At 72.8% G+C, this 24,650-nt stretch carries 19 protein-coding genes; 4 read left to right on the forward strand and 15 right to left on the reverse strand.

The features are described from left to right. Positions 1 to 688: 688 nt before the first annotated feature. Entirely contained in the window at positions 689 to 1,750 is a 1,062-nt protein-coding gene (gene trpS / locus ACFY01_RS20370) for a tryptophan--tRNA ligase (protein WP_390737117.1), read from the forward strand. On the opposite strand, the gene ACFY01_RS20375 is transcribed toward trpS, so the two are convergent. Continuing rightward, on the reverse strand, positions 1,654 to 2,667 hold the full coding sequence (locus tag ACFY01_RS20375) for a GlxA family transcriptional regulator (protein ID WP_390737492.1): 1,014 nt from the start codon (positions 2,665 to 2,667) through the stop codon (positions 1,654 to 1,656). The genes trpS and ACFY01_RS20375 overlap by 97 nt on opposite strands. A 165-nt stretch (positions 2,668 to 2,832) precedes the next feature. Between ACFY01_RS20375 and ACFY01_RS20380 the strand changes: the two genes are divergently transcribed. Next, positions 2,833 to 3,417, forward strand: coding sequence for a cysteine hydrolase family protein (locus tag ACFY01_RS20380; RefSeq protein ID WP_390737118.1), 585 nt, complete (start codon positions 2,833 to 2,835; stop codon positions 3,415 to 3,417). Positions 3,418 to 3,453: 36 nt separating this feature from the next. On the opposite strand, the gene proC is transcribed toward ACFY01_RS20380, so the two are convergent. The 6 genes from proC to ACFY01_RS20410 all read right to left on the reverse strand — a co-directional run bounded on the left by proC (position 3,454) and on the right by ACFY01_RS20410 (position 7,866). Beyond that, positions 3,454 to 4,266, reverse strand: coding sequence for a pyrroline-5-carboxylate reductase (proC, locus tag ACFY01_RS20385; RefSeq protein WP_390737119.1), 813 nt, complete (start codon positions 4,264 to 4,266; stop codon positions 3,454 to 3,456). A gap of 206 nt (positions 4,267 to 4,472) precedes the next feature. Continuing rightward, positions 4,473 to 5,225: an ABC transporter permease gene (locus ACFY01_RS20390; RefSeq protein WP_390737120.1), complete on the reverse strand. Its 753-nt coding sequence runs from the start codon at positions 5,223 to 5,225 to the stop codon at positions 4,473 to 4,475. Then, entirely contained in the window at positions 5,222 to 6,031 is an 810-nt protein-coding gene (locus ACFY01_RS20395; protein ID WP_390737121.1) for an ABC transporter ATP-binding protein, read from the reverse strand. Before ACFY01_RS20395 ends, ACFY01_RS20390 begins: the two co-directional genes overlap by 4 nt. 32 nt (positions 6,032 to 6,063) lie before the next feature. Continuing rightward, the gene (locus ACFY01_RS20400) at positions 6,064 to 6,879 is read right to left on the reverse strand and encodes a class I SAM-dependent methyltransferase (RefSeq protein ID WP_390737122.1); all 816 of its coding nucleotides are present in this window, start codon (positions 6,877 to 6,879) and stop codon (positions 6,064 to 6,066) included. Positions 6,880 to 6,954: 75 nt separating this feature from the next. Beyond that, positions 6,955 to 7,476, reverse strand: a complete 522-nt coding sequence (locus tag ACFY01_RS20405) for an EamA/RhaT family transporter (protein WP_390737123.1) — start codon at positions 7,474 to 7,476, stop codon at positions 6,955 to 6,957. 42 nt (positions 7,477 to 7,518) lie between these two features. Further along, positions 7,519 to 7,866, reverse strand: coding sequence for an SH3 domain-containing protein (locus ACFY01_RS20410; RefSeq protein ID WP_390737124.1), 348 nt, complete (start codon positions 7,864 to 7,866; stop codon positions 7,519 to 7,521). Between the two features lie 181 nt (positions 7,867 to 8,047). Between ACFY01_RS20410 and ACFY01_RS20415 the strand changes: the two genes are divergently transcribed. Beyond that, positions 8,048 to 10,240: a serine/threonine-protein kinase gene (locus tag ACFY01_RS20415; protein WP_390737125.1), complete on the forward strand. Its 2,193-nt coding sequence runs from the start codon at positions 8,048 to 8,050 to the stop codon at positions 10,238 to 10,240. A gap of 103 nt (positions 10,241 to 10,343) precedes the next feature. Here the strand turns inward: ACFY01_RS20415 and ilvD are convergent, their stop codons facing one another. From ilvD to ACFY01_RS20435, 4 genes are all read right to left on the reverse strand, one after another. Further along, positions 10,344 to 12,197 (reverse strand): dihydroxy-acid dehydratase, encoded by a 1,854-nt coding sequence (ilvD, locus tag ACFY01_RS20420; protein ID WP_390737126.1) that lies wholly within the window; start codon positions 12,195 to 12,197, stop codon positions 10,344 to 10,346. A gap of 166 nt (positions 12,198 to 12,363) precedes the next feature. Continuing rightward, positions 12,364 to 12,972 (reverse strand): TetR family transcriptional regulator, encoded by a 609-nt coding sequence (locus ACFY01_RS20425; RefSeq protein WP_390737127.1) that lies wholly within the window; start codon positions 12,970 to 12,972, stop codon positions 12,364 to 12,366. Further along, a complete protein-coding gene (locus ACFY01_RS20430) occupies positions 12,969 to 13,790 on the reverse strand; it encodes a sugar phosphate isomerase/epimerase family protein (protein ID WP_390737128.1) in 822 nt (273 codons plus the stop codon). The genes ACFY01_RS20425 and ACFY01_RS20430 overlap by 4 nt, the downstream gene beginning before the upstream one ends. A gap of 173 nt (positions 13,791 to 13,963) precedes the next feature. After that, the gene (locus tag ACFY01_RS20435; RefSeq protein ID WP_390737129.1) at positions 13,964 to 14,896 is read right to left on the reverse strand and encodes a Ppx/GppA family phosphatase; all 933 of its coding nucleotides are present in this window, start codon (positions 14,894 to 14,896) and stop codon (positions 13,964 to 13,966) included. Positions 14,897 to 14,967: 71 nt separating this feature from the next. On the opposite strand from ACFY01_RS20435, the gene ACFY01_RS20440 reads away from it, so the two are divergent. Beyond that, positions 14,968 to 15,768, forward strand: coding sequence for a hypothetical protein (locus tag ACFY01_RS20440; protein WP_390737130.1), 801 nt, complete (start codon positions 14,968 to 14,970; stop codon positions 15,766 to 15,768). Between the two features lie 102 nt (positions 15,769 to 15,870). Here ACFY01_RS20440 and ACFY01_RS20445 read toward each other — a convergent pair whose 3' ends face one another. From ACFY01_RS20445 to ACFY01_RS20460, 4 genes are all read right to left on the reverse strand, one after another. Continuing rightward, a complete protein-coding gene (locus ACFY01_RS20445; RefSeq protein ID WP_390737131.1) occupies positions 15,871 to 17,577 on the reverse strand; it encodes a hypothetical protein in 1,707 nt (568 codons plus the stop codon). A 151-nt stretch (positions 17,578 to 17,728) separates the two neighbouring features. Beyond that, positions 17,729 to 21,343, reverse strand: coding sequence for a tetratricopeptide repeat protein (locus ACFY01_RS20450; protein ID WP_390737132.1), 3,615 nt, complete (start codon positions 21,341 to 21,343; stop codon positions 17,729 to 17,731). Further along, entirely contained in the window at positions 21,340 to 22,662 is a 1,323-nt protein-coding gene (locus tag ACFY01_RS20455) for a hypothetical protein (protein ID WP_390737133.1), read from the reverse strand. The genes ACFY01_RS20450 and ACFY01_RS20455 overlap by 4 nt, the downstream gene beginning before the upstream one ends. After that, positions 22,659 to 24,650, reverse strand: a complete 1,992-nt coding sequence (locus tag ACFY01_RS20460) for a hypothetical protein (protein ID WP_390737134.1) — start codon at positions 24,648 to 24,650, stop codon at positions 22,659 to 22,661. The genes ACFY01_RS20455 and ACFY01_RS20460 overlap by 4 nt, the downstream gene beginning before the upstream one ends.

The raw sequence follows: 24,650 nt of genomic DNA on the forward strand, positions 1-24,650 counted from the left end.
TTTGGCACGCTGTTGAGTTCTCAAGGAACGGTCGCTTCCTTTGTACTCACCCGAGAGACTCTCTCGCGGCTTTCCTCCGGGCGCTTCCCTTCGGTCTTGCGTTTCCGACTCTATCAGATCTTTTCTCGATCCGATTTCCTCGGTGCTTTCCAGGTTCCCGCTCTCGCGTTTCCCTTTCCGGCGTTTCCGACTCTATCAGATCCTTTTCGGTGTCTGATTCCCGGCCGGCGGGTTTTGTCTTCCCGGCCCTTCGGCCGTTCCGACGAGTGAGACTTTAGCGGATTCCTCGCTCCCGACCTAATCGGGGGCTGCGTCCTTTCGAACGCGGATTCCTCATTCGTAAATACGCGCGCCAAAGCACACGGCAACGGATCGCCGAGCAATGGCTGGTACCTACGGAATGGCTGTCCGGGGACCGACCGGAGTCGGCTCTCACGTCGGACAACTCGAAGAACCTTACGGATCTGGTCGGGGTGTGTCAACTCGCGGCGGGACGGCACGCCGGCGGCGTACTCTGGGTCCGTGACTACGCGTACGTGCAACCAGCAGTGGTGGGCCGCCTGACGGCGGCCGCGCTCACGTATGCGTTCAACGGCCGCCGCCTCGGCGGCCGTTCTCGTTTCTCCCTCCAGGGCTCCTGAGGGTCGGCCGGCCGGGACGGTGGCCTCGACCAGGAGGTGGAGTGGAGATGACGCGAGTCTTCAGCGGGATCAAGCCGACCGGGCATCTGACGCTGGGTAACTACCTGGGGGCCATGCGGCGCTGGGCCGAGGTGGACCAGCACAGGTCGGACGCGCTGTTCTGCATCGTCGATCTGCACGCGCTGACCGTGGACCACGATCCGGCGCGGGTACGCAGACTCAGCCGTCAGGCGGCGACGCTGTTGCTGGCAGCGGGGCTGGATCCCGAGCTGTGCACCGTGTTCGTACAGAGTCATGTCGATGAGCACGCGCGGCTGTCGTACGTGCTCGAGTGCGTGGCGACCGACGGTGAGATGCGGCGGATGATCCAGTACAAGGAGAAGGCCGCGCGGGAGCGGGCGCGGGGTGGGAGTGTGCGGCTGTCGCTGCTGACGTATCCGGCGCTGATGGCGGCGGACATCCTGGCGTACGGGACCGATGAGGTGCCGGTGGGGGACGACCAGGCGCAGCACGTGGAGCTGACGCGGGATCTGGCGGTGCGGTTCAACCAGCGGTACGGGCACACGTTCGTGGTGCCGAGGGCGACGTGTCCCCAGGTGGCCGCGCGGGTGATGAACCTCCAGGAGCCGACTTCGAAGATGGGGAAGAGCGACGACTCCGGGCCGGGGATCGTGTATCTGCTCGACGAGCCGGACGTGGTGCGGAAGAAGGTCATGCGAGCCGTGACCGACAGTGGGCGGGACGTCGTGTACGACCGGGAGGAGCGGCCTGGGGTCGCGAACCTGCTGGAGATCCTCGCAGCCTGTACGGGTGGGGATCCGGCGGCCCTGGGTGAGGGGTACGCGTCTTACGGAGCGCTGAAGAAGGACACCGCGGAGGCCGTCGTCGAGGTGTTGCGGCCGGTGCGGGCGCGGCACAGGGAGTTGTGCGCGGATTCCTCTTATGTGGAGGCCGTGCTGCGTCAGGGGGCCGACCGGGCCCGGGCGATGGCGCGGCCGACCGTGGATGCCGCTTATCGCGCGATCGGGTTGCTGCCTCCGGTGTCCTCGGTTTCTTCCGTGTCTTCCGTGTCTTCTGGGGCGGAGGTCGTCGTGAACGCTGACCGGTAGGCGCGTGGGCTGGTGGCGAGGCGCGATGCGAAGTGCTGGCGCATGGTGACCTCGCTGCCGAAGCCCGCGCGGCGGGCGACCTCGGGCATGGGGAGGTCGGTGCGTTCGAGGAGTTTCTGGGCCGCGGCGATGCGCTGGTCGAGGAGCCAGCGCAGCGGAGTCGTGCCGGTGGCCGCCGTGAAGTGGCGGGCGAAGCTACGGGGGGACATGCCCGCGTGGGCGGCCAGGTCTGCGACCGTCAGCGGTTCGTGGAGGCGGCGCAGGGCGTGTTCGCGTACGGCGGCGAGGGTGTCGGCGTCGCGGTCCGCGCGGGGGGTGGGGCGCTCGATGAACTGTGCCTGGGTGCCGGTGCGGAAGGGGGCGGTGACCATGGAGCGGGCGATGGTGGCCGCGGCCTCGGCGCCGTGGGCGCGGCGGACGAGGTGGAGGCACAGGTCGATGCCGGCCGCCGTGCCGGCCGCGGTCCAGATGTTGTCGTCCTCGATGAAGAGGGCGTCGGGGACGACGGTGACCTGCGGGTGGTGGGCGCGCAGGAGGTCGACGAGGTTCCAGTGGGTGATGGCGCGGCGGCCGTCGAGGAGGCCGGCCTGGGCGAGGGTGAAGGCGCCGCCGCAGAGGGCGGCGAGGGTGGTGCCGCGGGTGTGGGCGCGGCGGAGGGCGTCGAGGACGGGCGTGGGTGCGGGGGTCAGGTGGTCGTCCAGGCCGGGGATCAGGATCAGGTCGGCTTGGTCGAGCCAGGTGAGGGTGCGGTCCGGGAGTAGGGAGAGGCCGCCGCGCATGGGGATGGGGGCGGTGTCGGCGGCGACGCGGCGCAGGTCGAAGGCGGGGGCGCCGCGGTCGGTGCGGTCGGTGCCCCAGACCTCGGTGATGACGGAGACGTCGAAGGCTCGGATGCCGGGGAAGGCGACCAGGGCGATGCGATGAGGACGGGTCGTGGGTGCCGCAGGTGCGATGGGTGCCGCAGGTGCGATGGGTGCCGCAGGTGCGATGGGTGCCGCAGGTGCCATGGGTGGCAGTAAATCATCGATCGCTGTCTTTTCACCCTATGGGGCGGGCGGGCCCGGCGGCGGCAGGATCGGGGCATGGAGATCGCGGAGAACGCAGCACTGGTGGTCGTGGACGTGCAGAAGGGCTTCGAGGAGGCCGGCTTCTGGGGGCCGCGGAACAACCCGGGGGCCGATGACAACATCGCGGCGCTGATCGACGTATGGCAGTCGACGGGGCGGCCGGTCGTCTTCGTACGGCACGACTCGCCGAAGCCGCAGTCGCCGCTGCGGCCGGGGTATGCGGGGAACGACCTGAAGGAGTACGTGGCGGAGCGGCGCGGGAAGGGGGCGGGGGCCGAGCTGTTCCTGACCAAGACCGTGAACTCGGCCTTCCTCGGCACGCCGGACCTGGGGGCCTGGCTGACGGCGGAGGGGATCGGGCAGGTCGTGGTGATCGGGATCCAGACCAACATGTGCGTGGAGACGACGGCCCGGATGGGCGGGAACCTCGGGTACGACGTGGTGGTGCCCTACGACGCCACGTACACCTTCGATCTGGAGGGGCCGTTCGGCTGGCGGCGCAGTGCGGAGGAGGTTGCGCAGGCGTCGGCGGTGTCGCTGCACGGGGGTGGGTTCGCGCGGGTGGTGACTACGGAGGAGGTGGTGGGGGCGGCGGGCTGAGCCCATCGGGCCACCGGCCACCGGGCGTTGGGCCGTTCAGTCCTTCTTGCCCGAGGCCAGTTCGCGGCTGCGGTCGCGGGCGGCCTCCAGGGCGGCGATGAGGGCGGCCCGTACCCCGTGGTTCTCCAGTTCGCGGATGGCGTTGATCGTCGTACCGGCGGGGGACGTGACGTTCTCGCGGAGCTTGACCGGGTGTTCGCCGCTGTCGCGGAGCATGGTGGCCGCGCCGATCGCGGACTGGACGATCAGGTCGTGGGCCTTGTCGCGGGGCAGGCCGAGCAGGATGCCGGCGTCGGTCATGGCTTCGACCAGGTAGAAGAAGTAAGCGGGGCCGGAGCCGGAGAGGGCGGTGCACGCGTCCTGCTGGGACTCGGGGACGCGGAGGGTCTTGCCGACGGCGCCGAAGATCTCCTCGGTGTGGGTGAGGTGTTCGGCGGTGGCGTGGGTGCCGGCGGAGATGACGGACATGGCCTCGTCGACGAGGGCGGGGGTGTTCGTCATGACCCGGACGACCGGGGTGCCGGGAGCGAGGCGTTCCTCGAAGAAGGCGGTGGGGATGCCGGCGGCGCCGCTGATGATCAGGCGGTCGGTGGGGACGTGGGGGGCGAGCTCGTCGAGGAGCGTGCCCATGTCCTGCGGCTTGACCGTGAGGATGAGGGTGTCGGCGGTCTTGGCGGCCTCGGCGTTGGTGACCGGGGTGACTCCGTGGCGGTTGCGGAGTTCTTCGGCGCGTTCTCGGCGGCGGGCGGTGACCAGGAGGTCGGCGGGGGACCAGCCGGCTCGGATCATTCCGCTGAGCAGGGCTTCGCCGATCTTGCCGGTGCCGAGGACTGCGACTTTCTGGGTCATGGGGTCATCTTTGCACCGGGGGTGCGGGGGGTGGGGCGGTGTCCGGTGGGCGGGATGTGGTTTCGCCCCCGCCGCCCCTACCCGTTCCCGTCCCCAGGGGCTCCGCCCCTTCGACCCCGCTGGGGGCTGCCGCCCCCAGACCCCCGCTTCGGCCTGAACGGCCTCGTCCTCAAACGCCGGACGGGCTGAGTAATCCGGGCCGGGGTTCACTCTGTCCGGCGGCGCAGTGTGGCTGCGCCCAGGGTCAGTACCAAGAGGGCGCAGGCCGTCACGATGAGGGTGTCTCGTAGGAATGTCGTCGTCATGTCCGTGTGGTGGAGGACCTCGTTCATGCCGTCGACGGCGTAGGACATGGGGAGGGCGTCGGAGATGGCTTCCAGGGCGGGGTGCATGGCGGGGCGGGGGGTGAAGAGGCCGCAGAGGAGGAGTTGGGGGAAGATCACCGCGGGCATGAACTGGACCGCCTGGAATTCGGAGGCCGCGAAGGCCGAGACGAAGAGGCCGAGGGCTGTGCCCAGCAGGGCGTCGAGGAGGGCTATGAGGAGCAGTAGCCAGGGGCTGCCTGTGACGTCGAGGCCCAGGAACCAGACCGCGAGACCGGTGGCCAGTGCCGACTGGACGATGGCCAGGGCGCCGAAGGCGAGCGCGTAGCCGGCGATGAGGTCGGCCTTGCCGAGGGGCATGGCGAGGAGTCGTTCGAGGGTGCCGGAGGTGCGTTCGCGCAGGGTGGCGATGGATGTCACCAGGAACATCGTGATCAGCGGGAAGATGCCGAGGAGCGAGGCGCCGATGTTGTCGAAGGTGTGCGGGCTGCCGTCGAAGACGTAGCGCAGCAGGAGCAGCATCAGGCAGGGGATCAGCAGCATCAGCGCGATGGTGCGCGGGTCGTGGCGGAGCTGGCGCAGGACGCGGGCCGCGGTGGCGGTGGTGCGGGAGGGGCTGAGCGCCGGATTTGTCATCGTGCCGTCTCCTTCGCGCGGCCGGTGGCGACCGCCTCGTCCACCAGGTGCAGGAAGGCCGCCTCGACGGTGTCTGCGCCGGTGCGGGCGCGCAGGGCGTCGGGGGTGTCGTCGGCGAGGATCTGGCCCTCGCGCATGAGGAGGAGGCGGTCGCAGCGCTCGGCCTCGTCCATGACGTGGGAGGAGATCAGGAGGGTGGCGCCGCGGGTGGCGGCGATGTCGTGGAAGAGGTGCCACAGGTCGCGGCGGAGCACCGGGTCCAGGCCGACGGTGGGTTCGTCGAGGACCAGGAGTTCGGGGGTGCCGAGGAGGGCCACGGCGAGGGAGACCCGGCCGCGCTGGCCGCCGGAGAGGTTGCCGGCGAGGGCGTCGGCGTGGGTGGTGAGGTCGACGTCGGCGAGGACGCGATCGACATCGTGGCGCCGGTCGGCTGCGGCGCGGCCGGGGTCGAGGATCGCGGCGAAGTAGTCGAGGTTCTGGCGGACGGTCAGGTCGTCGTAGACGGACGGGGCCTGGGTGACGTAGCCGATGCGGGTGCGCAGGGTGGGGTGGCCGGCGGGGTGGCCGAGGACCCGGAGGGTGCCGCTGACCTTGGCCTGGGTGCCGACGACGGCTCGCATGAGGGTCGACTTGCCGCATCCGGAGGGGCCGAGCAGGCCGGTGATCCTGCCTCGCGGGACGGTGAAGTCGAGGCCGCGCAGGACGGTGCGGGGGCCTCGGACGGCGGTGAGGGAGGAGGCCTGTACGGCGGGGGACGAAGGGTGGTCGGCCGGGAGCCCGGGAGGGCCGGGCGCATAATTCATCATGCGATGAATAATGCGCCCGGGGTGGAGTGCCGTCAAGCGATGGCCACCAGCAGCTCCACGTCGTAGACCTCCTCCACCGTGCCGTCGGGGAAGGCGGTGAGGAGGTGGGCGCGTTCCTCGGTGAGGAAGGCGTCGGCGGTCGCCGGGTCCTGGATCAGGAAGGCCGAGTGACTGCCGAGGTTGGCGAGGTGTGTGTCGAGGGGGACGTGGCGGCTCCAGCGGACCGTGCGGTCGGCGAAGTCCAGGCGGCCGGTGGGGTCGGCGAGGGCGGACCGCGAACTGTTGTGCACCTCCGCGCGCCGGTCGATGTCGAAGTGGTGCCGGAGGCGTTCGTTCTGTGCGTCTATCCACGGGACGCCGAGGGCGCTCTTGTTCCACCACAGTGCGAGGGCGCCGCCGGGACGCAGGACGCGCAGGGCCTCCGGGACCGAGCGGACCGGGTCGGTCCAGTGCCAGGCCTGGGCGTAGGTGAGCAGGTCGGCGGAGGCGTCGGCCAGCGGGAGGGCGTTGCCGTTGCCGCGGACCAGCGGGACGTCGGGGAGGGTGCGGCGGAACTGGGCCGCCATGCCGTCGCCGGGCTCCACCGCGAGCACGTCGGCGCCGCGCGCGTGCAGCAGCGCGGTGGCTATGCCGGTGCCGGCGCCGACGTCGACGACCCGGGCGCCGGCGAGGGGGCGGGCGGCGAGTTCCTCGAGGGTGTCGAAGAGGGCGGGCGGATAGGAGGGGCGGTTCGCGGCGTACTGGGCGGCGGCGCCGTTGAAGGAGTGGGCCCGGGAGGCGAAGGGTGACGGCGACGGGGATGGAGAGGGGGACGACGGCGATGGAGACGGTGATGGAGTTGTGGTCATGCCGTCATGCTGGCCGCTGGGGCCTGGGCATGCCGTCGGTACGGTGAAAGCCTTTCTTCCGCTTTCCCTTTCCGCCTATCCCTTGCGGCGCTTCTTGGAGGGATTGCCCGTGCGGCGGGCGGTGCGGCGGGTGTGCTGGGCGCGGGCCTCCTCGTATTCGGCGCGGTGCAGCTTCTCACCGGGGGCCTCGGTGAGGGAGCGGAAGAAGTAGGCGACGAGGGAGCCGACGAAGCCGATGGCCAGCAGGCCGCGCAGGGAGGCCTGGCGGGCGGGGTCGTGGCGCTTGCCGAAGCCGTCCCAGGTGTTGCGGAAGGCCAGCGCGCTGCAGATCGCGAACATCGCGACGACCAGGACGGTCACGAAGGCTCCGCTGCCCGCGATCTCCAGTCCCTGGTAGGCGAACCGCAGGACGACGCAGGAGGCGACGGCCGCCACCAGCGAGCCGGCGGTGACGGCCGCGCGGCGGGCCGCGTAGCCGTTGTCGTGGTTCACCCAGGTCGTGCCGAAGAACCGCAGGGGCTCGGGGCGGGGGCCGTCGCCGGGGGTGCCGCCCGGGGAGCCCGCCGTGGTGTCCGGGGTGCCGGTTTCGTCGCTCACGGGACGATTATGGCCGGACGGCGCGGCGGGCTCCGTGGCGGGTCAGGAGCAGCGGGAGGTCACGTAGCCGTCGACGCCCGTGTGGACGTACGCGTCGGACACGTAGCCGTCGCCGATGTTGTCCCAGATCTTGCTGGTGCCGTACGGCCCGGTGATCGTCTGGCCCGGCGTCTGGCAGTAGATCGGGACCTTGGCGCCCTCGGCCAGGGTGCGGACGATGCCGTAGGTGGTGCCGGGGCCGCTGCGGACGCGGAGCTCCACGCCCGGGGCGACCGGGTAGTAGTGCACGAGCGCGGCCGCGGTCTCCGCGGTGACGGCCGTCGTGACGGCCGTCGTGACGGCCGCCGTCTCGTCCCCGCCCTCGACTTCTCCGACGTCGGTGACAGACATCTGAACTCCCCCCGTTGATCCCCATGACTGCCATGGGGTCCCGTTGATTCCCCGGAAACGCGAGACGAAACACATGTGCGCGAATCGCACGCGAACGCTAGCAAGCCGCCTCTGTCTCGTACGCGTCATCGACTAGGCTCCGTGCGTCGCGCGCGCCGACGAACAGCACGGGGGTGGTCCCATGGCGCCACAGCGGAACGCCGGAGCGGGCGCGGAAGCGGAACTTCCCGAGTACGCCGGTCACTATCAACTGGAGTCGCGTCTGGGCTCGGGTGGGATGGGTGTCGTGCACCTGGCCCGCAGCACCTCGGGCATGAAGGTCGCGGTGAAGGTCGTACACGCCCAGTTCGCCCGGGATCCCGAGTTCCGTGGCCGGTTCCGGCAGGAGGTGGCCGCCGCACGGCGGGTGAGCGGTGCGTTCACCGCGCCCGTCGTGGACGCCGATCCGGAGGCCGAACGGCCGTGGATGGCCACGCTGTTCATCCCCGGGTCGACCCTCGCCGACCATGTGAAGGAGCACGGGGCCATGCCCCCGGACCGGTTGCGCCGGCTGATGGCCGGGCTGGCCGAGGCGCTGCGCGACATTCACCGGGTGGGGGTCGTGCACCGCGACCTCAAACCGAGCAACGTGCTGCTCGCCGAGGACGGGCCGAAGGTCATCGACTTCGGGATCTCCCGCCCCAAGGACAGCGAACTGCGCACCGAGACGGGCAAGTTGATAGGCACTCCGCCGTTCATGGCGCCGGAGCAGTTCCGGCGCCCGCGGGAGGTGGGCCCGGCCGCCGACGTCTTCGCCCTGGGGTCGGTCATGGTGCACGCGGCCACCGGGCGTGGGCCGTTCGACTCCGACAGCCCCTATGTCGTCGCGTACCAGGTCGTGCACGACGAGCCCGATCTGGCCGGTGTACCGGAGAACCTGGCGCCGCTGGTGCTGCGCTGCCTCGCCAAGGAGCCGGAGGAGCGGCCCACGCCGGACGAACTGATGCGGGAACTGCGGTCGGTGGCGGCCTCGTACGACACGCAGACCTTCATACCGTCGCAGCGTACGGTCGACCCGTCCGCGGACGAGGCGCGGACCGGTGGGGAAACCGAGGGGCGGACGGGCGCGGAACCCGAGGCCGGAAAGCCCCGGACCGGAAAGCCCCGGACCGGAAAGCCCGAGGTCGGCGAGCCCGAAGGGCGGCGCGCGGGGCGGCGGGGCCGGTGGTGGGGTGTGGCGGCCGGGGTGCTGGCTCTCGTCGTCGGCGGTGCGGTCGCGTCGGTACGGTTGCTCGACGATCCCGCTCCCCGGACGTCGGGCGGCTCGCACACCGTGTCGGCCGGGGCGTCGGCCGACGGGTTCATGCCGTGGACGGAGAAGCCCGGGTCCGGGAACGCCGGGACGCCCCAATGTGCCGCCACCGCCGCCGCGTTGGTCTGCACCCAGTCCGGACGGGTCTACGCCCTCTCCCCCTCCGACGGCAGTCTGCTGTGGCGGCACCCCGCCGCCACGTCGCTCGGCAGCGGGCAGCCCGTGCTGTCGGGTGGGCTGGTGCAGATCCTGACGGACGAGGGGCGGCACCTGGAGGCGCTCGACCCCGCGTCCGGCAAGGTGCGGCGGCGGCAGGACGTACCCGCGGGCGGCGGATTGCGGTTCGCGGGAAACACCCTCCTGCTCACCGGCGCCGACGGGACGGTCACGGCCGTGGACAGCGCCTCGGGCGCGACGAAGTGGCACCGCCGGGTGCCGGGGCAGGCGTTTGCGCTGTTCACCTGGTTCACCGGGGATCGGGTGGCGTACGCGACGAGCACCTCCGACGACGGGTCGAGCACGCGGGTCACGGCGGTGGACCCGGACACGGGTGACGTGCGCTGGGACGCGCGGCTCGACGGATCGCTGCGGCCCGTCGGCACCAGCGGCGGATCGCTCTACTTCCTCTCCCTCGACCGGGTCTACGGGGTCACGCGGGCGGTGGTCCGCTACAGCCCCGCGTCCCGGACGACACGGCGGGTGGCCGTGACCGCGTCCCCCGAGGACGCCCACGCCGCCGTACGGGGAGACGTGGTCTACCTCATGGCCACCGGGGGCTCGCTGTCGGCCGTGGACATGGGCGAGCGCAGGCAGTTGTGGCAGTTGCAGACCTCCGTGAGCCGGGGCTCGGCACCGGTCGTCGACGGCGGCCATGTGTACGTCACCATTCCCGACGGGCGGCTGCTCGCCGTCGACGCCCGGCGCGGCAGGCTCCTCGGGCAGACGCCGACCCGGCTCGGCACGCACCCCGACCGGGTCGTCGCCACGCTGCCCGACCCGGTGGTCGTCAAGGGCCGCGTGTACGCCGCCGCGCCCGACGGAACGGTCTTCGCCGTCGACGGCCGCGACCCCTCGGCCTGGTGACACCCGAAGGGGCCGCCCCCGATGGTGGAGGCGGCCCCTGCCGGTGTACGAACCGGTGTACAAACCGATGTGAGAACCGGGGTGAGAGCCGGGGTAGGAACCCTCAGCCCAGCTTGGTCACGTCCCGCACCGCGCCCTTGTCGGCGCTGGTGGCCATCGCCGCGTAGGCCCGCAGGGCGGCCGAGACCTTGCGTTCGCGGTTCTTGGGTGCGTAGGCGCCGTTCAGGGCCTGCTCGCGGCGGGCGAGTTCGGCCTCGTCGACGAGGAGCTCGATCGTGCGGTTCGGGATGTCGATGCGGATGCGGTCGCCGTCCTCGACGAGGGCGATCGTGCCGCCGGAGGCCGCCTCCGGGGAGGCGTGGCCGATGGACAGGCCCGAGGTGCCGCCGGAGAAACGGCCGTCGGTGATCAGGGCGCAGGTCTTGCCCAGGCCGCGGCCCTTCAGGTACGAGGTCGGGTAGAGCATCTCCTGCATGCCGGGGCCGCCCTTGGGGCCCTCGTAGCGGATGACGACGACGTCGCCGTCCTTGACCTCCTGGGTGAGGATCCGCTGGACGGCCTCCTCCTGGGACTCGCAGACGACCGCCGGGCCCTCGAAGGTCCAGATCGACTCGTCCACGCCCGCCGTCTTCACCACGCAGCCGTCGACCGCCAGGTTGCCCTTGAGGACCGCCAGGCCGCCGTCCTTGGAGTAGGCGTGCTCGACCGAGCGGATGCAGCCTTCCGCCGCGTCCTCGTCCAGGGCCTCCCAGCGCTCGGACTGGGAGAAGGCCTCGGCGGAGCGGACGCAGCCGGGTGCCGCGTGCCACAGTTCCACCGCTTCGGCGGACGGGGAGCCGCCGCGCACGTCCCAGGTCTTCAGCCAGTCCGCCAGCGACGGGCTGTGGACGGAGTGCACGTCCTCGTTGAGCAGGCCCGCGCGGTGCAGCTCGCCGAGCAGGGCGGGGATGCCGCCGGCGCGGTGCACGTCCTCCATGTAGTACGTGCGGTTCTTCGCGACGTTCGGGGCCACCTTCGCCAGGCACGGGACCCGGCGGGAGACCGCGTCGATCTGCTCCAGGCCGAAGGGGACGCCCGCCTCCTGGGCGGCGGCCAGCAGGTGCAGGATCGTGTTGGTGGAGCCGCCCATCGCGATGTCCAGGGCCATGGCGTTCTCGAAGGCCTGGAAGGTGGCGACGTTGAGCGGCAGGACCGACTCGTCGTCCTGCTCGTAGTAGCGGCGGGTGATGTCCATGACCGTGCGGGCCGCGTCGACGTAGAGCTGCTTGCGCGCGGTGTGGGTGGCGAGGACCGAGCCGTTGCCGGGGAGGGAGAGGCCGATGGCCTCGGTGAGGCAGTTCATCGAGTTGGCGGTGAACATGCCGGAACAGCTGCCGCAGGTCGGGCAGGCGTTCTCCTCGATACGGAGGATGTCCTCGTCGGAGATCTTGTCGTTCACGGCGTCGGAGATCGCGTCGACCAGGTCGAGCGTGCGGACCGTGCCGTCGACCAGGGTGGCGCGGCCGGACTCCATCGGGCCGCCGGAGACGAAGACCGTCGGGATGTTCAGCCGCAGGGCGGCCAGCAGCATGCCCGGGGTGATCTTGTCGCAGTTGGAGATGCAGACCAGGGCGTCGGCGCAGTGGGCCTCGACCATGTACTCCACGCTGTCCGCGATCAGGTCGCGGGAGGGCAGGGAGTAGAGCATGCCGCCGTGGCCCATCGCGATGCCGTCGTCGACGGCGATGGTGTTGAACTCGCGCGGGATGCCGCCCGCCTCCGTGATCGCCTCGCTGACGATCCGGCCGACCGGCTGGAGGTGGGTGTGGCCGGGCACGAACTCGGTGAAGGAGTTGGCGACCGCGATGATCGGCTTCCGGCCGATGTCCGCACCGGGTACACCGGAGGCGCGCATAAGGGCGCGGGCGCCCGCCATGTTGCGGCCGTGGGTGACTGTGCGGGACCTCAGCTCGGGCATCGTCGCTCGCTCCTTCAGACAAGTAGGGCTGTAACGAGCCTACGCCGGTCATCCAGGGATCGGGACAAGGTGTCCGGATTCCGGGACGGATGTCTCGGGAACGGGTGCTGGGGAACGGCTGCGCGCAGGGCCCGGCTCAGGCCCCGGCTCCGGCTCAGGTCCCGGCTCAGGGCCCGGTCAGGTGCCCCTGCACCACCGGCGCCACCCGCGCCACGATCTGCTCCAGGTCCGCCGAGGCCAGCGGCTCCACCTTGATCACGTAGCGGAGCATCGCGCACCCCACCAGCTGCGCGGCCGCCAGCTCGGCGCGCAGTTCGGCGTCGGGCAGGTCGAGCTGACCGGCGATGCGGCGCAGCAGCTGGGTGGCGACGAGGCGGCGGAAGACGGCGGCCGCGGTCTCGTTGTTGACGGCGGAGCGCACGATGGCCAGCAGGGGCGTACGAGTGGTGGGGTTCTCCCAGACGCCGAAGATGAAGCGGGTCAGCCGCTCCCCCACTCCGTCCGGCGGGCCCGCGGCCACCGCGTCGGGGGCGTTCAGGGCGGGCGCGAAGGCGACCTCGATGGCGGCCGCGAAGATCTGGTCCTTGGTGCCGAAGTAGTGGTGGACGAGCGCGGAGTCGACACCGGCGGCCTTGGCGATACCGCGTACGGACGTCTTCTCGTAGCCGCGCTCGGAGAACTCCTCGCGGGCGGCGCTGAGGATGCGGTCGCGGGTGCCGGCCGACTCGGTGCGTGGGGGCCTGCCGCGGCGGCGGGCGCCGGTCGTCCCGGTCACCGCCGGGGCACCTTCACCGGGGAGGCCATGTGCAGGCGGGTGAAGGCCAGGGCCTCCGCGAGGTCGGCCTCGCGCTCGGCGCTGGACATGGCCCGCCGGGTGTTGACCTCGATGACGACGTGGCCGTCGAAGCCGGTCAGCGCGAGCCGCTCCAGCACCTCGGCGCAGGGCTGGGTGCCGCGGCCGGGGACCAGGTGCTCGTCCTTGGCCGACCCCCGGCCGTCGGCCAGGTGGACGTGACCGAGGCGGTCGCCCATCCGGTCGAGCATGTCAAGGGCGTCCGTGCGGGCGGTCGCCGCGTGGCTGAGATCGATCGTGAAGTGCCGGTAGTCGTCCTGGGTGACGTCCCAGTCGGGGGCGTAGGCGAGCATCTCGCGGTCGCGGTAGCGCCAGGGGTACATGTTCTCCACCGCGAACCGTACGTCCGTCTCGTTCGCCATGCGCCAGATCCCGGTGACGAAGTCCCGGGCGTACTGCCGCTGCCAGCGGAACGGCGGGTGCACGACGACGGTGCCGGCACCGAGCTTCTCGGCGGCCGCCCGGGCGCGCTCCAGCTTGACCCAGGGGTCGGTGGACCACACCCGCTGGGTGATGAGCAGGCAGGGCGCGTGCACCGCCAGGATCGGTATCGCGTGGTAGTCGGAGAGACGGCGCAGCGCCTCGATGTCCTGACTGACCGGGTCGGTCCACACCATGACCTCGACGCCGTCGTAACCGAGGCGCGCGGCGATCTCGAAGGCCGTCGCCGTGGACTCCGGGTACACCGAGGCCGTGGAGAGGGCGACCTTCGCATCTGGGATGCGGACGGGCTCTGCCATGAGGGACAGGTTACGGGCTGCGGTGAGCGGAACGTGGGGTACCTGTTAGCCGTTGTGGGGTTTGCCACGGGCGAGTACCGGTCGTCCGTGGCCTGTCCCCGGGTGCGCTACGGGTGCGTTACGGGTGCTCTCCGAGTGCACTGTGGGTGCTCTCCGGGTGCTCCCCGTGTGCTCTACGCCGACCCCATGTGGTCCAGCCGCCGCAGGATCACGCCCTCCCGGAGCGCCCACGGGCAGATCTCCAGGTTCTCCACGCCGAAGAGGTCCATCGCGGCCTCGGCGACCAGGGCGCCGGCCAGGAGTTGGCCGGCCCGGCCGTCGGAGACGCCGGGGAGTTCGGCGCGCTGGTCCGCGGTCATGGAGGCCAGGCGGGGGACCCATGCCTCCAGGGACTCGCGCTTGAGCTCGCGCTGCACGTAGAGGCCGTCGGCGGAGCGGGCCGCGCCGGCGATACGGGCCAGCTGCTTGAAGGTCTTGGAGGTGCCGACCACGTGGTCCGGGGCGCCGAAGCGGGTGAACTCGCCGATGGTGCGCGCGATCTCGGTGCGCACGTGGCGGCGCAGTGCCCTTGTCCGCTCCGGGTCGGGCGGGTCGCCGGGCAGCCAGCCGGCGGTGAGCCGGCCCGCGCCGAGCGGGAGGGAGACGGCCGTGTCGGGCTCCTCGTCGATGCCGTACGCGATCTCCAGGGAGCCGCCGCCGATGTCCAGGACGAGCAGTTTCCCGGCCGACCAGCCGAACCAGCGGCGGACGGCGAGGAAGGTGAGGCGGGCCTCCTCCTCGCCGGTGAGGACCTGGAGCTCGACGCCGGTGGTGTCCTGGACGTGGGCCAACACCTCGTCGGCGTTGCTCGCCTCGCGGACCGCGGACGTGGCGAACGGCAGCAGGTCCTCGACGCCCTTGTCCTCGGCGGCCTGGAGGGCGTCCCGGACGACGCCGGCCAGTTTGTCGACGCCTTCGGCGCCGATGGCACCGCTGCCGTCGAGGAGCTGGGCGAGCCGCAGCTCGGCCTTGTGCGAATGCGCGGGCAGGGGGCGCGCGCCGGGGTGTGCGTCCACGACCAGCAAGTGCACCGTGTTCGAACCCACGTCCAGGACACCGAGTCTCATGTACGGAACGCTACTGCCAGTACCGCGGTCCTCAGGCCCCGGAGCGGGCTTGGGCCACTTACCCTGGATGCGTGCCAAAGACGAAAAAGGCGAAGAGCGACAAATCCTCCACGCGTGCGAAGGTGGGCGACGAGAAGGGGCTCGACTTCGCTCGCGCGTGGGTGGAGTTTCCTGATCCGGCGGACGAAGAGCAGGTCTTCCGCTGTGATCTGACATGGCTGACCTCTCGCTGGAACTGCATCTTCGGCAGCGGCTGCCAGGGCATCCAGGCGGGCCGCGCGGACGACGGGTGCTGCACGCTGGGTGCCCACTTCTCCGACGAGGACGACGAGAAGCGGGTCGCCGAGCACGTGGCGAGGCTCACGCCGGACATCTGGCAGAACCACGACGAGGGGCTGGCGCGCGGCTGGGTCTCGGAGGACGAGGACGGTTCCCGGCAGACCCGGCCCTTCCAGGGCTCCTGCATCTTCCAGAACCGGCCCGGCTTCGCGGGCGGCGCGGGCTGCTCGCTGCACATCCTGGCCCTGCGCGAGGGCCGCGAGCCGCTGGAGACCAAGCCGGACGTGTGCTGGCAGCTGCCGATCCGGCGGACGTACGACTGGATCGACCGGCCCGACGACACCCGTGTGCTCCAGGTGTCCATCGGTGAGTACGACCGCCGGGGCTGGGGTCCGGGCGGCCACGACCTGCACTGGTGGTGCACGTCGGCGACCTCCGCCCACGGCGCGGGCGAGCCGGTCTACGTGTCCTACCGGCCCGAGCTGACCGAGCTGATGGGCAAGGCCGGCTACGACCGGCTGGTCGAGCTCTGCGAGCAGCGCCTGGCCTCGCAGCTGCCACTGGTGGCTCCGCATCCGGCGGACCCGGCCTAGGTGTACTGACCTGGGCGGGCGGGCCCTGTGGCGTGTCCTCGCCGGCGGCGGGTGCGGGCTCGTTCGTGAAGTGGCTGGTGTCTCGCATGCGGTGGGGCTCGGCTAGGCCGGGGTGTCCGGTGGGTTCTGGGGGGTGCCGTCGGTCGGTGGGGGCGGCGGGGTTGCGGTGGTGTCCGGAGGAGGGGACGAGGGGGCGGTCGGGGTGGGGGTCGGGTCCGTGGACGGGGGCGGGCCGGTGGGTGGGGGGTCTGCGGGGGCCGAGGCCGTGGGGGTCGGGTCCGGGTGGGCGGTGCTCGGCGGGTCGGCCGGTTGCGAGGGGCCGGTGGGGGCGGGGCCGTAGCCCTCGATCGAGACGACGGCGCCTGCCGGGGTGATCGCCAGCCGGGCGGTCCAGTGGCCGGCGGGCTCGCGCAGCTGGTCGACGTACACCTTGATCGTGACCGACTCGCCGGGCCGGAGGGTGCCCGAGGGGCGGCTGAGGTAGAGCCAGTCGGCCGAGGTGGTCGCCGACCAGCGGACCGGGGCGGGGCCGGACGCGGTGAGGGTGACGAGCGTGGTGTCGCCGCTGGTGTCGGCCGTGACCGCGAGGTGTCCCGCCCCTTCGTGTCCGGCCCCGGGGACGCCGACCACCTCCACGGAGACGTCGGAGGAGCCGTCCTTGGCGAGGCTTCTGGCGGGGACGGAGGCGTTCCCGGCGTTCTCGTAGCCGTCGGCCGGGTCGCCGTCGAGGCCGCCGGGGCCGTGCGCCTCGCGCGCGGTGGCGGCGGGGCCGGCCTGGTCCTCTCCGATCGGGGTGCCCCGGTACGCGGCCCACAGGGCCAGCACGGGGGCGGCGACGACGGTGGCGACGACGGTCGTGGTGACGGCACGGGCGCGGATGCGGTCCCGGCGGGCGGCACGGTCCTTGGGGTCCATGGGGAAGCCGCGCCGGTCGAAGCGGGGGGCGGCGGAGCCCCGCGCACGCGGGCCGTGGGCCAGGGCGACGTGCAGGGCCGCCCGGGGTGCCTCCAGGACGGGCAGCTCGGCGGGGGTGACCGTGGCGCCGGGCCAGCGTTCCGGGACCGCGCGCTCGGCGGAGCGGCGGCAGCGCGGGCAGTCGTCGACGTGCCGCACCAGCTCGCGCCGCAGGGCGCTGCTGAGCACCAGCTGCTGGTCGCCGGTGAGCCGGTCCACGCCGGGACAGCCGCCGGTCTCCACGACGGCGAGCGCGGCGCGGGTGCGTTCGACCTCGCAGGCGGCGGAGGCCAGCAGTTCGCGGGCGGCGGCGAGGTCCATGCCGAGGACGGCGGCGACCTCCTGGACGGGGAGGTGGTGGCGCACGGCGAGTTCGAGCGCCTCGCGCTGCTCCGGGCTGGTGCCGGCGGCCTCCGGCCAGGCGAGCAGGGCGAGTTCGCCGCGCCGCTGCTCCTGGGTCTGAGCCGAGACGGGCGGGGCGGCGACGTGCCCCTTCTCGGCCCGGGCGCGGCCCGCCGCGTGCGTGGCCTGACGTTTCTGCTTGGCCTCGGTCAGCTTGCGCAGGCACGCCCAGCGGGCCAGGGCGTACAGCCAGGCCCTGCGGTCGCCCACCGCCTGCGGCACCCGCTGCCCGCGCCGCTCGGCGAGCGCGAGGACGTCGCCCAGTGCGGCGGTCGCGGCCTCGTGGTCGCACAGCACGGACAGGCAGTAGGTGAACAGGCCGTCCAGGTAGGGCTCGTAGCGCGCGGGCGGCCGCTGCGCCAACGTGTGCGCCGCAGCACGATCGCGCGCTTCACGGTGCGCTCTGTGTGCGCCTGTGGTGCGGGTCGAGGTCTCCGGACTGGTGCTCATCACCCGTGCGACCGTAGGCGGCGGGGGATGAGCCATTCCGGCGGCTTGAGCACATTTAATCCGTACGGGTGAAACGATCCCTCATAAGGGGACAGGAACCTCGGATTCCGCGACCAATGCGGGACAGCGGGGCCTCAGTGCGCCTCAGCAAGCCTCAGTAAGCAGGGCGATGGAAGTTGGGGAGGGGCGACAGGGGGTCGTCGTAGAGCAGCGAGAGCTGTTCGTCGCGGCCCTGTACGCGCAGCCACCACAGGGCGCGGGGGATCTCCGCGATGGATCCGATGCCGCGCAGGAAGCCGTCGACGGTGCGGATCAGCCGCTCGCACTGCGGGCCGCACTCCCTCGCGTGCGGAGCCGTGGTCCACAGTGCGACGCCATGACTCTGTGTCAGCAGCCGCGACATGATCTCCCGGCCGGGCCCATGGCTGACCGGGCCGCACAGAAAGGGGACCCCGCCGCGCGGGTGGACGCCCAGCGGCTCCCCCGCGGCGGGGAGCGGGAGGTGCCAGGCGAGGAAGCCCGGCGCGCCCTGGAGGTTCTTCCAGGCCGCGGATCCCGGGTTCAGGGTCCACGCACCCCGGTCCGCGTAGCGCAGGGTCACCGGGCGCTGTGAGCCCAGTCGCTGGGACGAGTCGGTGCTCCGCCAGGTGTGCGGTGCCAGGTCGAAGCCCGTCAGAGGCAGGGCGAACTCGACCGGCGCCGGGCTGTGGGGCGTGTCGGCCTCGCGCAGTGTCCGGCTGAGCGGCTCCGCCACGGCCTTGGGCAGCGCGTTGATCTTGATGGAGGACCGGCTCTCGCGCCGGGTCTCCCAGCCCTGGCCGCGGGCCAGCAGGACGGCCCACCGGTAGGAGGAGGTCCTGAAGAGCCCGCTCGCCACCGTGACCAGGACCTGGGCCTCGCGTTGGTGCACGCCGATGCCGACGCGGTACGAGTGCCTGATGGCCCGGGTCGCGCTCTCCGTGTCCCCCACCCGCCGATACGCCTCCACGGCCGCTTTCCACTGGTTGCGCGCGTCGGTGTAGCGGCGCAGCTCCTCGTTCGCCCGGGCCCTGACCTCCAGGACCCGGGCCTGGCCGTAGTCGTCGGTCAGTTCCTTGAACAGGGGCGCCGCCTCCTCCGCCAGCGCGAGGGCGTCCTGCATGCCGCCGGAGTCGTAGAGGGCCTCGGCGCGGATGAGCAGCGCCCGTGCCGTGCCCGGGCGGTCGTCGAGCTCGCGGCAGATGTCGGTGGCCCGGCTCAGGTGCTCGAACCCCTCCGCGTGGGCGCCCGTCTTGAGGAGGGCCACGCCGAGGTCCGTGCTCGCCTCGGCCTCGCCGCGGCGGTCGCCGACGCGTGTCATCCCCTCCAGTGCCCTGGTGTGCGCCGCCAGGGCGATGGCCCAGTCGCCCCGCTCGGCGGCCACCAGGCCGAGGGCCTCGTGGGCCTTGGCCGCGCCCCAGGCGTCGCCGAGTTGCTCGTGCAGGGTCAGGGCCGACTCGTGCGCACCCGTCGCTTCGTCCAGCAGGCCCGTGCCGCGCAGCGCGGCGCCCCGCAGGTTCAGCAGGTGCGCCCGCAGATGCTCGCTGACGGGCTGCTCCAGCGCGGTCGCACAGCACTCCAGGCAGCGCTCGAAGTCCCGGCGCCAGTTCAGGTAGGCGCCCAGGAGCAGCACCAGGTCCGCGACGTGGTCGGCGTCGGCGTGCGCGGGCGCTTCCAGGACCTGTGCGACCAGGTTGTCGCGTTCGCCGTCCAGCCAGGCCAGCGCGTCCTCACGTGCCCCGGGCCGGTTCTCGTCGGGGGGAGAGGCGCCCAGGCCCAGGCCGGTGACGGCCTCGCGGGTCCGGTCGAGGCTGAAGGCCAGCAGGCGCCGCCGTGCGCTCGTCGCCTCCTCCCGGACGGCCGGCTCCCTGCCGAGCACCTGGCGGACGTACTCCTTGGGCAGCGTCTCCACCCGGAGCCGTTCCGCGAGCCCCTGTTCCGCGGTCTCCTCCTGCACGATCAGGCCGGCTCCGCGCAGCCCCCGCACGACCGCGTCGTGCCCGGAGAACAGCACGGCCACCGATTCCGCCCCGAGGTCGTCGCCCGGCGCCGCCGACAGCAGCCGCAGTGCCGTGCGCCGGTCCGGCGAAAGCCTCGCGTACTCGGTGTCGAAGGCGTGCCGGAGCTCGTCGAAGACGTGGAAGATCCCTCCCGCCGACTCGGTACGGTCGAGCGTCTGCGCGAGGGTTCCGGGGTACTGGGCGGCGAGCCGCAGTGCGAGGGGCACGCCTCCGCACAGGGCGGCCAGCCGCTGCGCCACCTCGTTCTCGGGGCCGGCGGCACCGAGGACGGCCGTCGCGGCCTGGGGCGTGAGCGGCCTCAGCACCATGTGCCGCTCGTCCGGGGCCCCCGTCGCGGAGCGGGAGGTGACCAGGACGTGGAACCGGCTGCGGGCGGGAACGTCCTCCCAGGTGTCGTGCGCCTCGGCCCAGGTCGTCCCGTCGTGCACGACGAGCACCGGCTGCTGGCCGTCCCGCAGCCGGGACAGCGACCGGGCCACGGCGGCGGCCTTCTCCTCCGGGCCGGGCGGGATCCAGTAGGCGCCGCCCGGGAACCAGCCGCGTTCCACGGCCTCGCGGGCCGCCGCCGCCGCGAACACGGTCTTGCCGATGCCGGGCATGCCGGACACCAGGGTGAACCGCTCGGTCGAGATCCGCTCGGAGGGGTCCAGCAGCTTCAGCAGCCGGCCCGTCTCCGCGTCCCGTCCGGTGAAGGTCGCGGTTACGCGCGGCAGGGTCAGCCGGGCGATGCGCGGGGCCTCGGTGCCGAGCACCGCCCTCAGCACCTCCGTGGCGCGGTCGACCGCCGCCCGGCCGACCGCGCAGATCGTCAGGTGCTCGGCGGCGGGGGTGGCGTACGCGGTGGTGAGGCAGACCTGGTCCCGCCGGGTGTCCGGGCGCACGGGCTCGTAGTAGGCGCTGCTGCCCATGACCACGCGCGCCGTCTCCACCTGGCGCGAGGAGGGCCGTACGACGATGTTGCTGCGCAGTTCGACCTCGGTGGCCACGACGACGTCGCCGTACTCCAGCCTGCGCCGCACGCCGCGCCCGTGGACCAGGGACACCACCAGTGACACGCCGTGGCGCTGGCCGGCCGCCATGACCTCGCGCCGGAACTGCGGCGACTGCCAGTCGACGGACATGACGACCACCCGCCGCGCGGTGCCCGCCAGGGTGCCGATCGTGTGGTCCGCGCTGAACTTCCGGTCGGTGAGCCGGGCGTACAGCGCGGCGTGCAGCACGTCGGACCCGGCCAGCACCAGGACGGTCCCGGCTTCCTCCTCGCTCTCCTCCTCCGCCTCGGTCCCGGGCCCGTCCGGATCGAGCGGTCCGGGCAGCTCCACCTCGGTCCGCGGACCCGGTGGGAGCTGCCCGGCCGGGCTGGTCCGCACCGGCAGCCGCTCGCTGCGGAAGGGCACCCCGCCGGCGGTGATCAGGGTGAGCAGCAGTGCCGTGTCCTGGCCGGGGCCGGTCTCGTCCACGGGGTAGGTGACGAACCGGGCCGGGCCGTAGGTGCCGCCGAAGCGGTGGAGCACGAGGGTGGTGTCGCCGGCCGACTCGACGGCGAGGCCGGTGCCGCCCTCGACCATGCAGCCGATGGCGTACTCCTCGGTGTCGTACGGCCAGGCGTCGTTCTCCGCGTCGAACTCGACGTCGACGGTGACCAGGTACTTCTGCCCGGCCTCCACCTCCTCGGGCCAGCTGACGACGGGCCGGAGCGGGACGGACGGCCGGTCCGCCGGTACGGTCATGCGCCCCCACCCCCTCCGCACGCCCGCGCCGACGGTGCCTCCAGGGCCAGTGTGGTCTCCGGATGGCCGAAGTAGGCGTAGGTGAAGCCGCCGAAGAAGGCCTTGATCTCCTCGTCGATCTCCTCGCCGGCCAGGGCGGCGGTATCCCCCTGCCGGACGGCCTTCTCGGCCCGTCGGGCGTGGTACGCGCGGTTCTCCGTGAGGGCCTCGGCGAGGTTCACCGGGCCGCCCGCCGCCTGGGTGAGCAGCCGTGCCGCGAAGTCGTGGGCGTCCGCCTTGCTCACCTCCGCGAGCGTGGCGACGACCGCGCCGGCGCCCCATCTGAGGAAGACCTCGGCGAACGTGCAGGGCACGGCCGAGTTGTACCGGTGGTCCTCGGCGGTGCGCGCGGACACACAGGAGTTGATCAGGACGGCCGCCCCCGTCTCGAACAGGGCGGGCATCTGCCATTCGTCCGACAGCGCGGCGAGCGAGGCGTCACCGAGCATGAACTCCTCGGGGTTCTGGGAGTAGTTGCCGTGGCAGCGCAGGAGGAGCAGCCCGAAGGCGGTGTACGGGTCCTCGAGGCGGGGGCGGAGTTCCGCCATGCGGCGGGACCGAGGCAGGACCTCGTGCCGGCCGACGCCGTCGTGCTCGGCGCGGAACTCCTCGTCCTCGTAGACGAGTACGCCGCCGCGGCAGTCCCCCCGCGGGGGGTCGTAGCGCCCGGCACGGACACCGTTCCACACGGTGGTCCAGCGGATGACGGGCAGGCCGGCGCCGATCCAGCCGCCCGTTCCGTCCGCCGCGTTCATGACCGCCGCGCCTCCGATCCGCTGCCGGTAGAGCAGCTCCCACGGGATCTCGTACGCCGTCTGGTCCCAGACCACCAGCTTGGGGTTCTCGGCCCTCTCCAGCCAGTCGACCCACCGGATCAGGGTCGGTTCCGTCTTCCACCAGCCCTTGACCCGCCGGTAGGTGGCGCGCCAGCCGATCTCCACCGCCAGTTCGGCCAGGCGCGGCAGGCCCAGGTCGGGCGGGCGGCGCCGCAGGAGGTCCTCGTCGTCGTTCGCGCTCACCGTCGTGCCCTGGTAGTGGAAGTCCAGGCGGTAGTTGGGCTTGCCCGCGTACGACTCGCTCGTGACCCGTAACAGGGCTGTTCCGACCGGGAGTTGCTCCGAGAGGGGGGCGTCCTGTTCGTCGAGGCGTGCGGTTCGGGAGGAGCTGCGGACGCCATCGGGTTCGTCCCGGGGGACGGTGGGCCGCTCCGGCCGCTCGGGGGCGGGTCTGCCCAGGTCGGCCTGTAACCAGCCGCGCAGGCTCATCGGTTCGGCTGTCATGACAGCGCCCCCGGTCGACGCCGGGGTGTGACGAGGAGCGTCGCGCCGAGGGCCTCGGCGAGTTCGGCGGGCAGTTCCGCGTACTGGTCGAGGTCCGGCGCGACGATCACCGCGCGCATCCGGTTCAGCGCGGCCGCCGTGGCCGCGACGCGCAGGGCGTCGTCGACGCCCTCCCGGCGCACCCCGCTCGGCGGGCGCCCGCGCAGACTGGCCTCCAGGGGCACGTTGCCCCGGCCGTCCGTGACGACGACGAACAGCACCTCGTCGACCACCGCGCGTCCCCGGCGCAGGAAGCGGCGCAGCTCGTGGACGCCGAGGTCGAGGGCGTGGGCGAGCGGGCTGGCCGCGCCCGGGGCCCGCTCGAAGGCCTCGACGAGACCGGGGTGGAGCAGCGAGGGCGCCCGGAAGCGTTCCGCGCACAGTTCGAGTTCGGCGGTGCGGTGGCCGAACTCCACCACCGTCACGGCCGCGTTCGACTCGTAGGCCCAGCGCAGGTGCGGAGCGAGCGCGGGCGCGGGATCCCAGTCGCGGCAGGAGTGGTCGAGTACGAGCACCAGCGCGTGCGCCGGTTCGGGTCGGCGGCGGTACTGCCGCAGGTTCTCCGCCCGCAGGGCGAGCGGGCCGTCCAGGCTGTCCGGGCCGTCCGGACGGTCCGCGGTGAGCAGCCGGGACTTGGCGGCCTCGACCATGCTCGGCACCAGGGCGAGGTCGTGCACGTCACGGGCCCTCATCGTCCCCACCGGGCGGCCGTTGAGCCGCTTGGCCGCGGTGCGGCGGCGGCCCGGCGGGCGCAGCGAGCCCGGCTGGGGCAGGGCGTCCGGGGAGTCCTCGGGGTACGGGGCCGGCGTCGGCGGCACGCGCGGGGCGACCGGGGTCGGGGACAGCGGGAGCGGCGGCTCGGGCTCGGCCACGGGGGTGGGCACCGCGGGGGCCGCGGGTGGCTGCGGCTCCTTGGCCGGCTGGGGGTCGGCCGGGGCGGGGTGCGGGCGGGGCGGGGGCTCCTGGCGCGGTTCGAACGGGACGTGCGGGGCAGTGATGCCGAGCAGGGCGGCGGCCTCCATGACGTGCCGTACCTCGGTACGGGGAGCGCCGGCCCGGGCCGCCAGGGCGCGGGCGACGCGGGCGAGGGCCAGGCCGCGCCGCATGCCGGCCGTCGCGGGGACCAGGGCGGCCACGCGGTCGGCGGCGCCCGGCGTCAGGAGGGGGCGGGGTCCGTACGCCGGTATCAGCGGGAGGGACGGGAGCGCCCGGACCAGGCTGTCGCGCTCGGCGGGCAGATCCCAGAACCGGTCGGTGCCGAGCCCCCACAGGATGTCGTTGAGCGGCTCGGCCTCGATGCGCAGCGGGAACCGGTCCAGCAGGTGAGGGGAGAGGCGGCCGGCCTCGGTGCGGTCGACGGCCGCCAGCCAGCGGGCCCGGGGGTGCCAGCGAAGGCTGTGCCCGTGCATCTCCACGTGGCCCGCCTCGGCGCCGATCAGCGTCACCGCGGCCCGTACGACGGCAGGCCCGGCCTGGCCCAGGTCGGGGACGAGGAGCACCGGAGGGGGGCCGCCGGGTCTCTCCACCAGCAGGCCCGGCACGAGGCGCAGTCCGTCGGCGTCCAGCCGGGGGCGCAGCCACAGTTCGTCCTCGCCCAGCCAGGAACCCAGGGTGCGGACGTCGTCGTCGGAACCCGGGGTGCCGGAGCGCAGGTGCGCGGCAAGCCAGGCACCCAGGGCGGGCAGGAGTTCCGGGTCGAGGTCCAGGAGGAGCAGGCCCCCCGCGCCCGGTTCCGTGGCCAGGCAGGACAGCAGGGTCAGGGCGCGGGTGACCGGAGGGGGCGGCGGTCCGGCGGGCGTCGCGGGCTTCGGGGTGCCGGCGCGGGCGGAGCTCGCTCGGGGGACGCCGGGCGGGGCGGCGGCGCGGTCGGCCGGGGCGGGCACGGCGTACGACGGCGAGGGCTTCTCTCCGTCCGGCTCGGGACGGGCGTCCAGGGGGCGGTCCTGCAT

The organism is Streptomyces sp. NPDC001480 (assembly GCF_042894725.1).
Classification (GTDB): domain Bacteria; phylum Actinomycetota; class Actinomycetes; order Streptomycetales; family Streptomycetaceae; genus Streptomyces.

Bases quoted from the DNA above. Each gene is read 5' to 3' on its own strand.
- trpS (WP_390737117.1), top strand. From the start codon at position 689: ATGACGCGAGTCTTCAGCGGGATCAAGCCGACCGGGCATCTGACGCTG.
- ACFY01_RS20380 (WP_390737118.1), top strand. From the start codon at position 2,833: ATGGAGATCGCGGAGAACGCAGCACTGGTGGTCGTGGACGTGCAGAAG.
- proC (WP_390737119.1), bottom strand. From the start codon at position 4,266: ATGACCCAGAAAGTCGCAGTCCTCGGCACCGGCAAGATCGGCGAAGCC.
- ACFY01_RS20390 (WP_390737120.1), bottom strand. From the start codon at position 5,225: ATGACAAATCCGGCGCTCAGCCCCTCCCGCACCACCGCCACCGCGGCC.
- ACFY01_RS20395 (WP_390737121.1), bottom strand. From the start codon at position 6,031: ATGATGAATTATGCGCCCGGCCCTCCCGGGCTCCCGGCCGACCACCCT.
- ACFY01_RS20400 (WP_390737122.1), bottom strand. From the start codon at position 6,879: ATGACCACAACTCCATCACCGTCTCCATCGCCGTCGTCCCCCTCTCCA.
- ACFY01_RS20410 (WP_390737124.1), bottom strand. From the start codon at position 7,866: ATGTCTGTCACCGACGTCGGAGAAGTCGAGGGCGGGGACGAGACGGCG.
- ACFY01_RS20415 (WP_390737125.1), top strand. From the start codon at position 8,048: ATGGCGCCACAGCGGAACGCCGGAGCGGGCGCGGAAGCGGAACTTCCC.
- ilvD (WP_390737126.1), bottom strand. From the start codon at position 12,197: ATGCCCGAGCTGAGGTCCCGCACAGTCACCCACGGCCGCAACATGGCG.
- ACFY01_RS20430 (WP_390737128.1), bottom strand. From the start codon at position 13,790: ATGGCAGAGCCCGTCCGCATCCCAGATGCGAAGGTCGCCCTCTCCACG.
- ACFY01_RS20435 (WP_390737129.1), bottom strand. From the start codon at position 14,896: ATGAGACTCGGTGTCCTGGACGTGGGTTCGAACACGGTGCACTTGCTG.
- ACFY01_RS20450 (WP_390737132.1), bottom strand. From the start codon at position 21,343: ATGACCGTACCGGCGGACCGGCCGTCCGTCCCGCTCCGGCCCGTCGTC.
- ACFY01_RS20455 (WP_390737133.1), bottom strand. From the start codon at position 22,662: ATGACAGCCGAACCGATGAGCCTGCGCGGCTGGTTACAGGCCGACCTG.
- ACFY01_RS20460 (WP_390737134.1), bottom strand. From the start codon at position 24,650: ATGCAGGACCGCCCCCTGGACGCCCGTCCCGAGCCGGACGGAGAGAAG.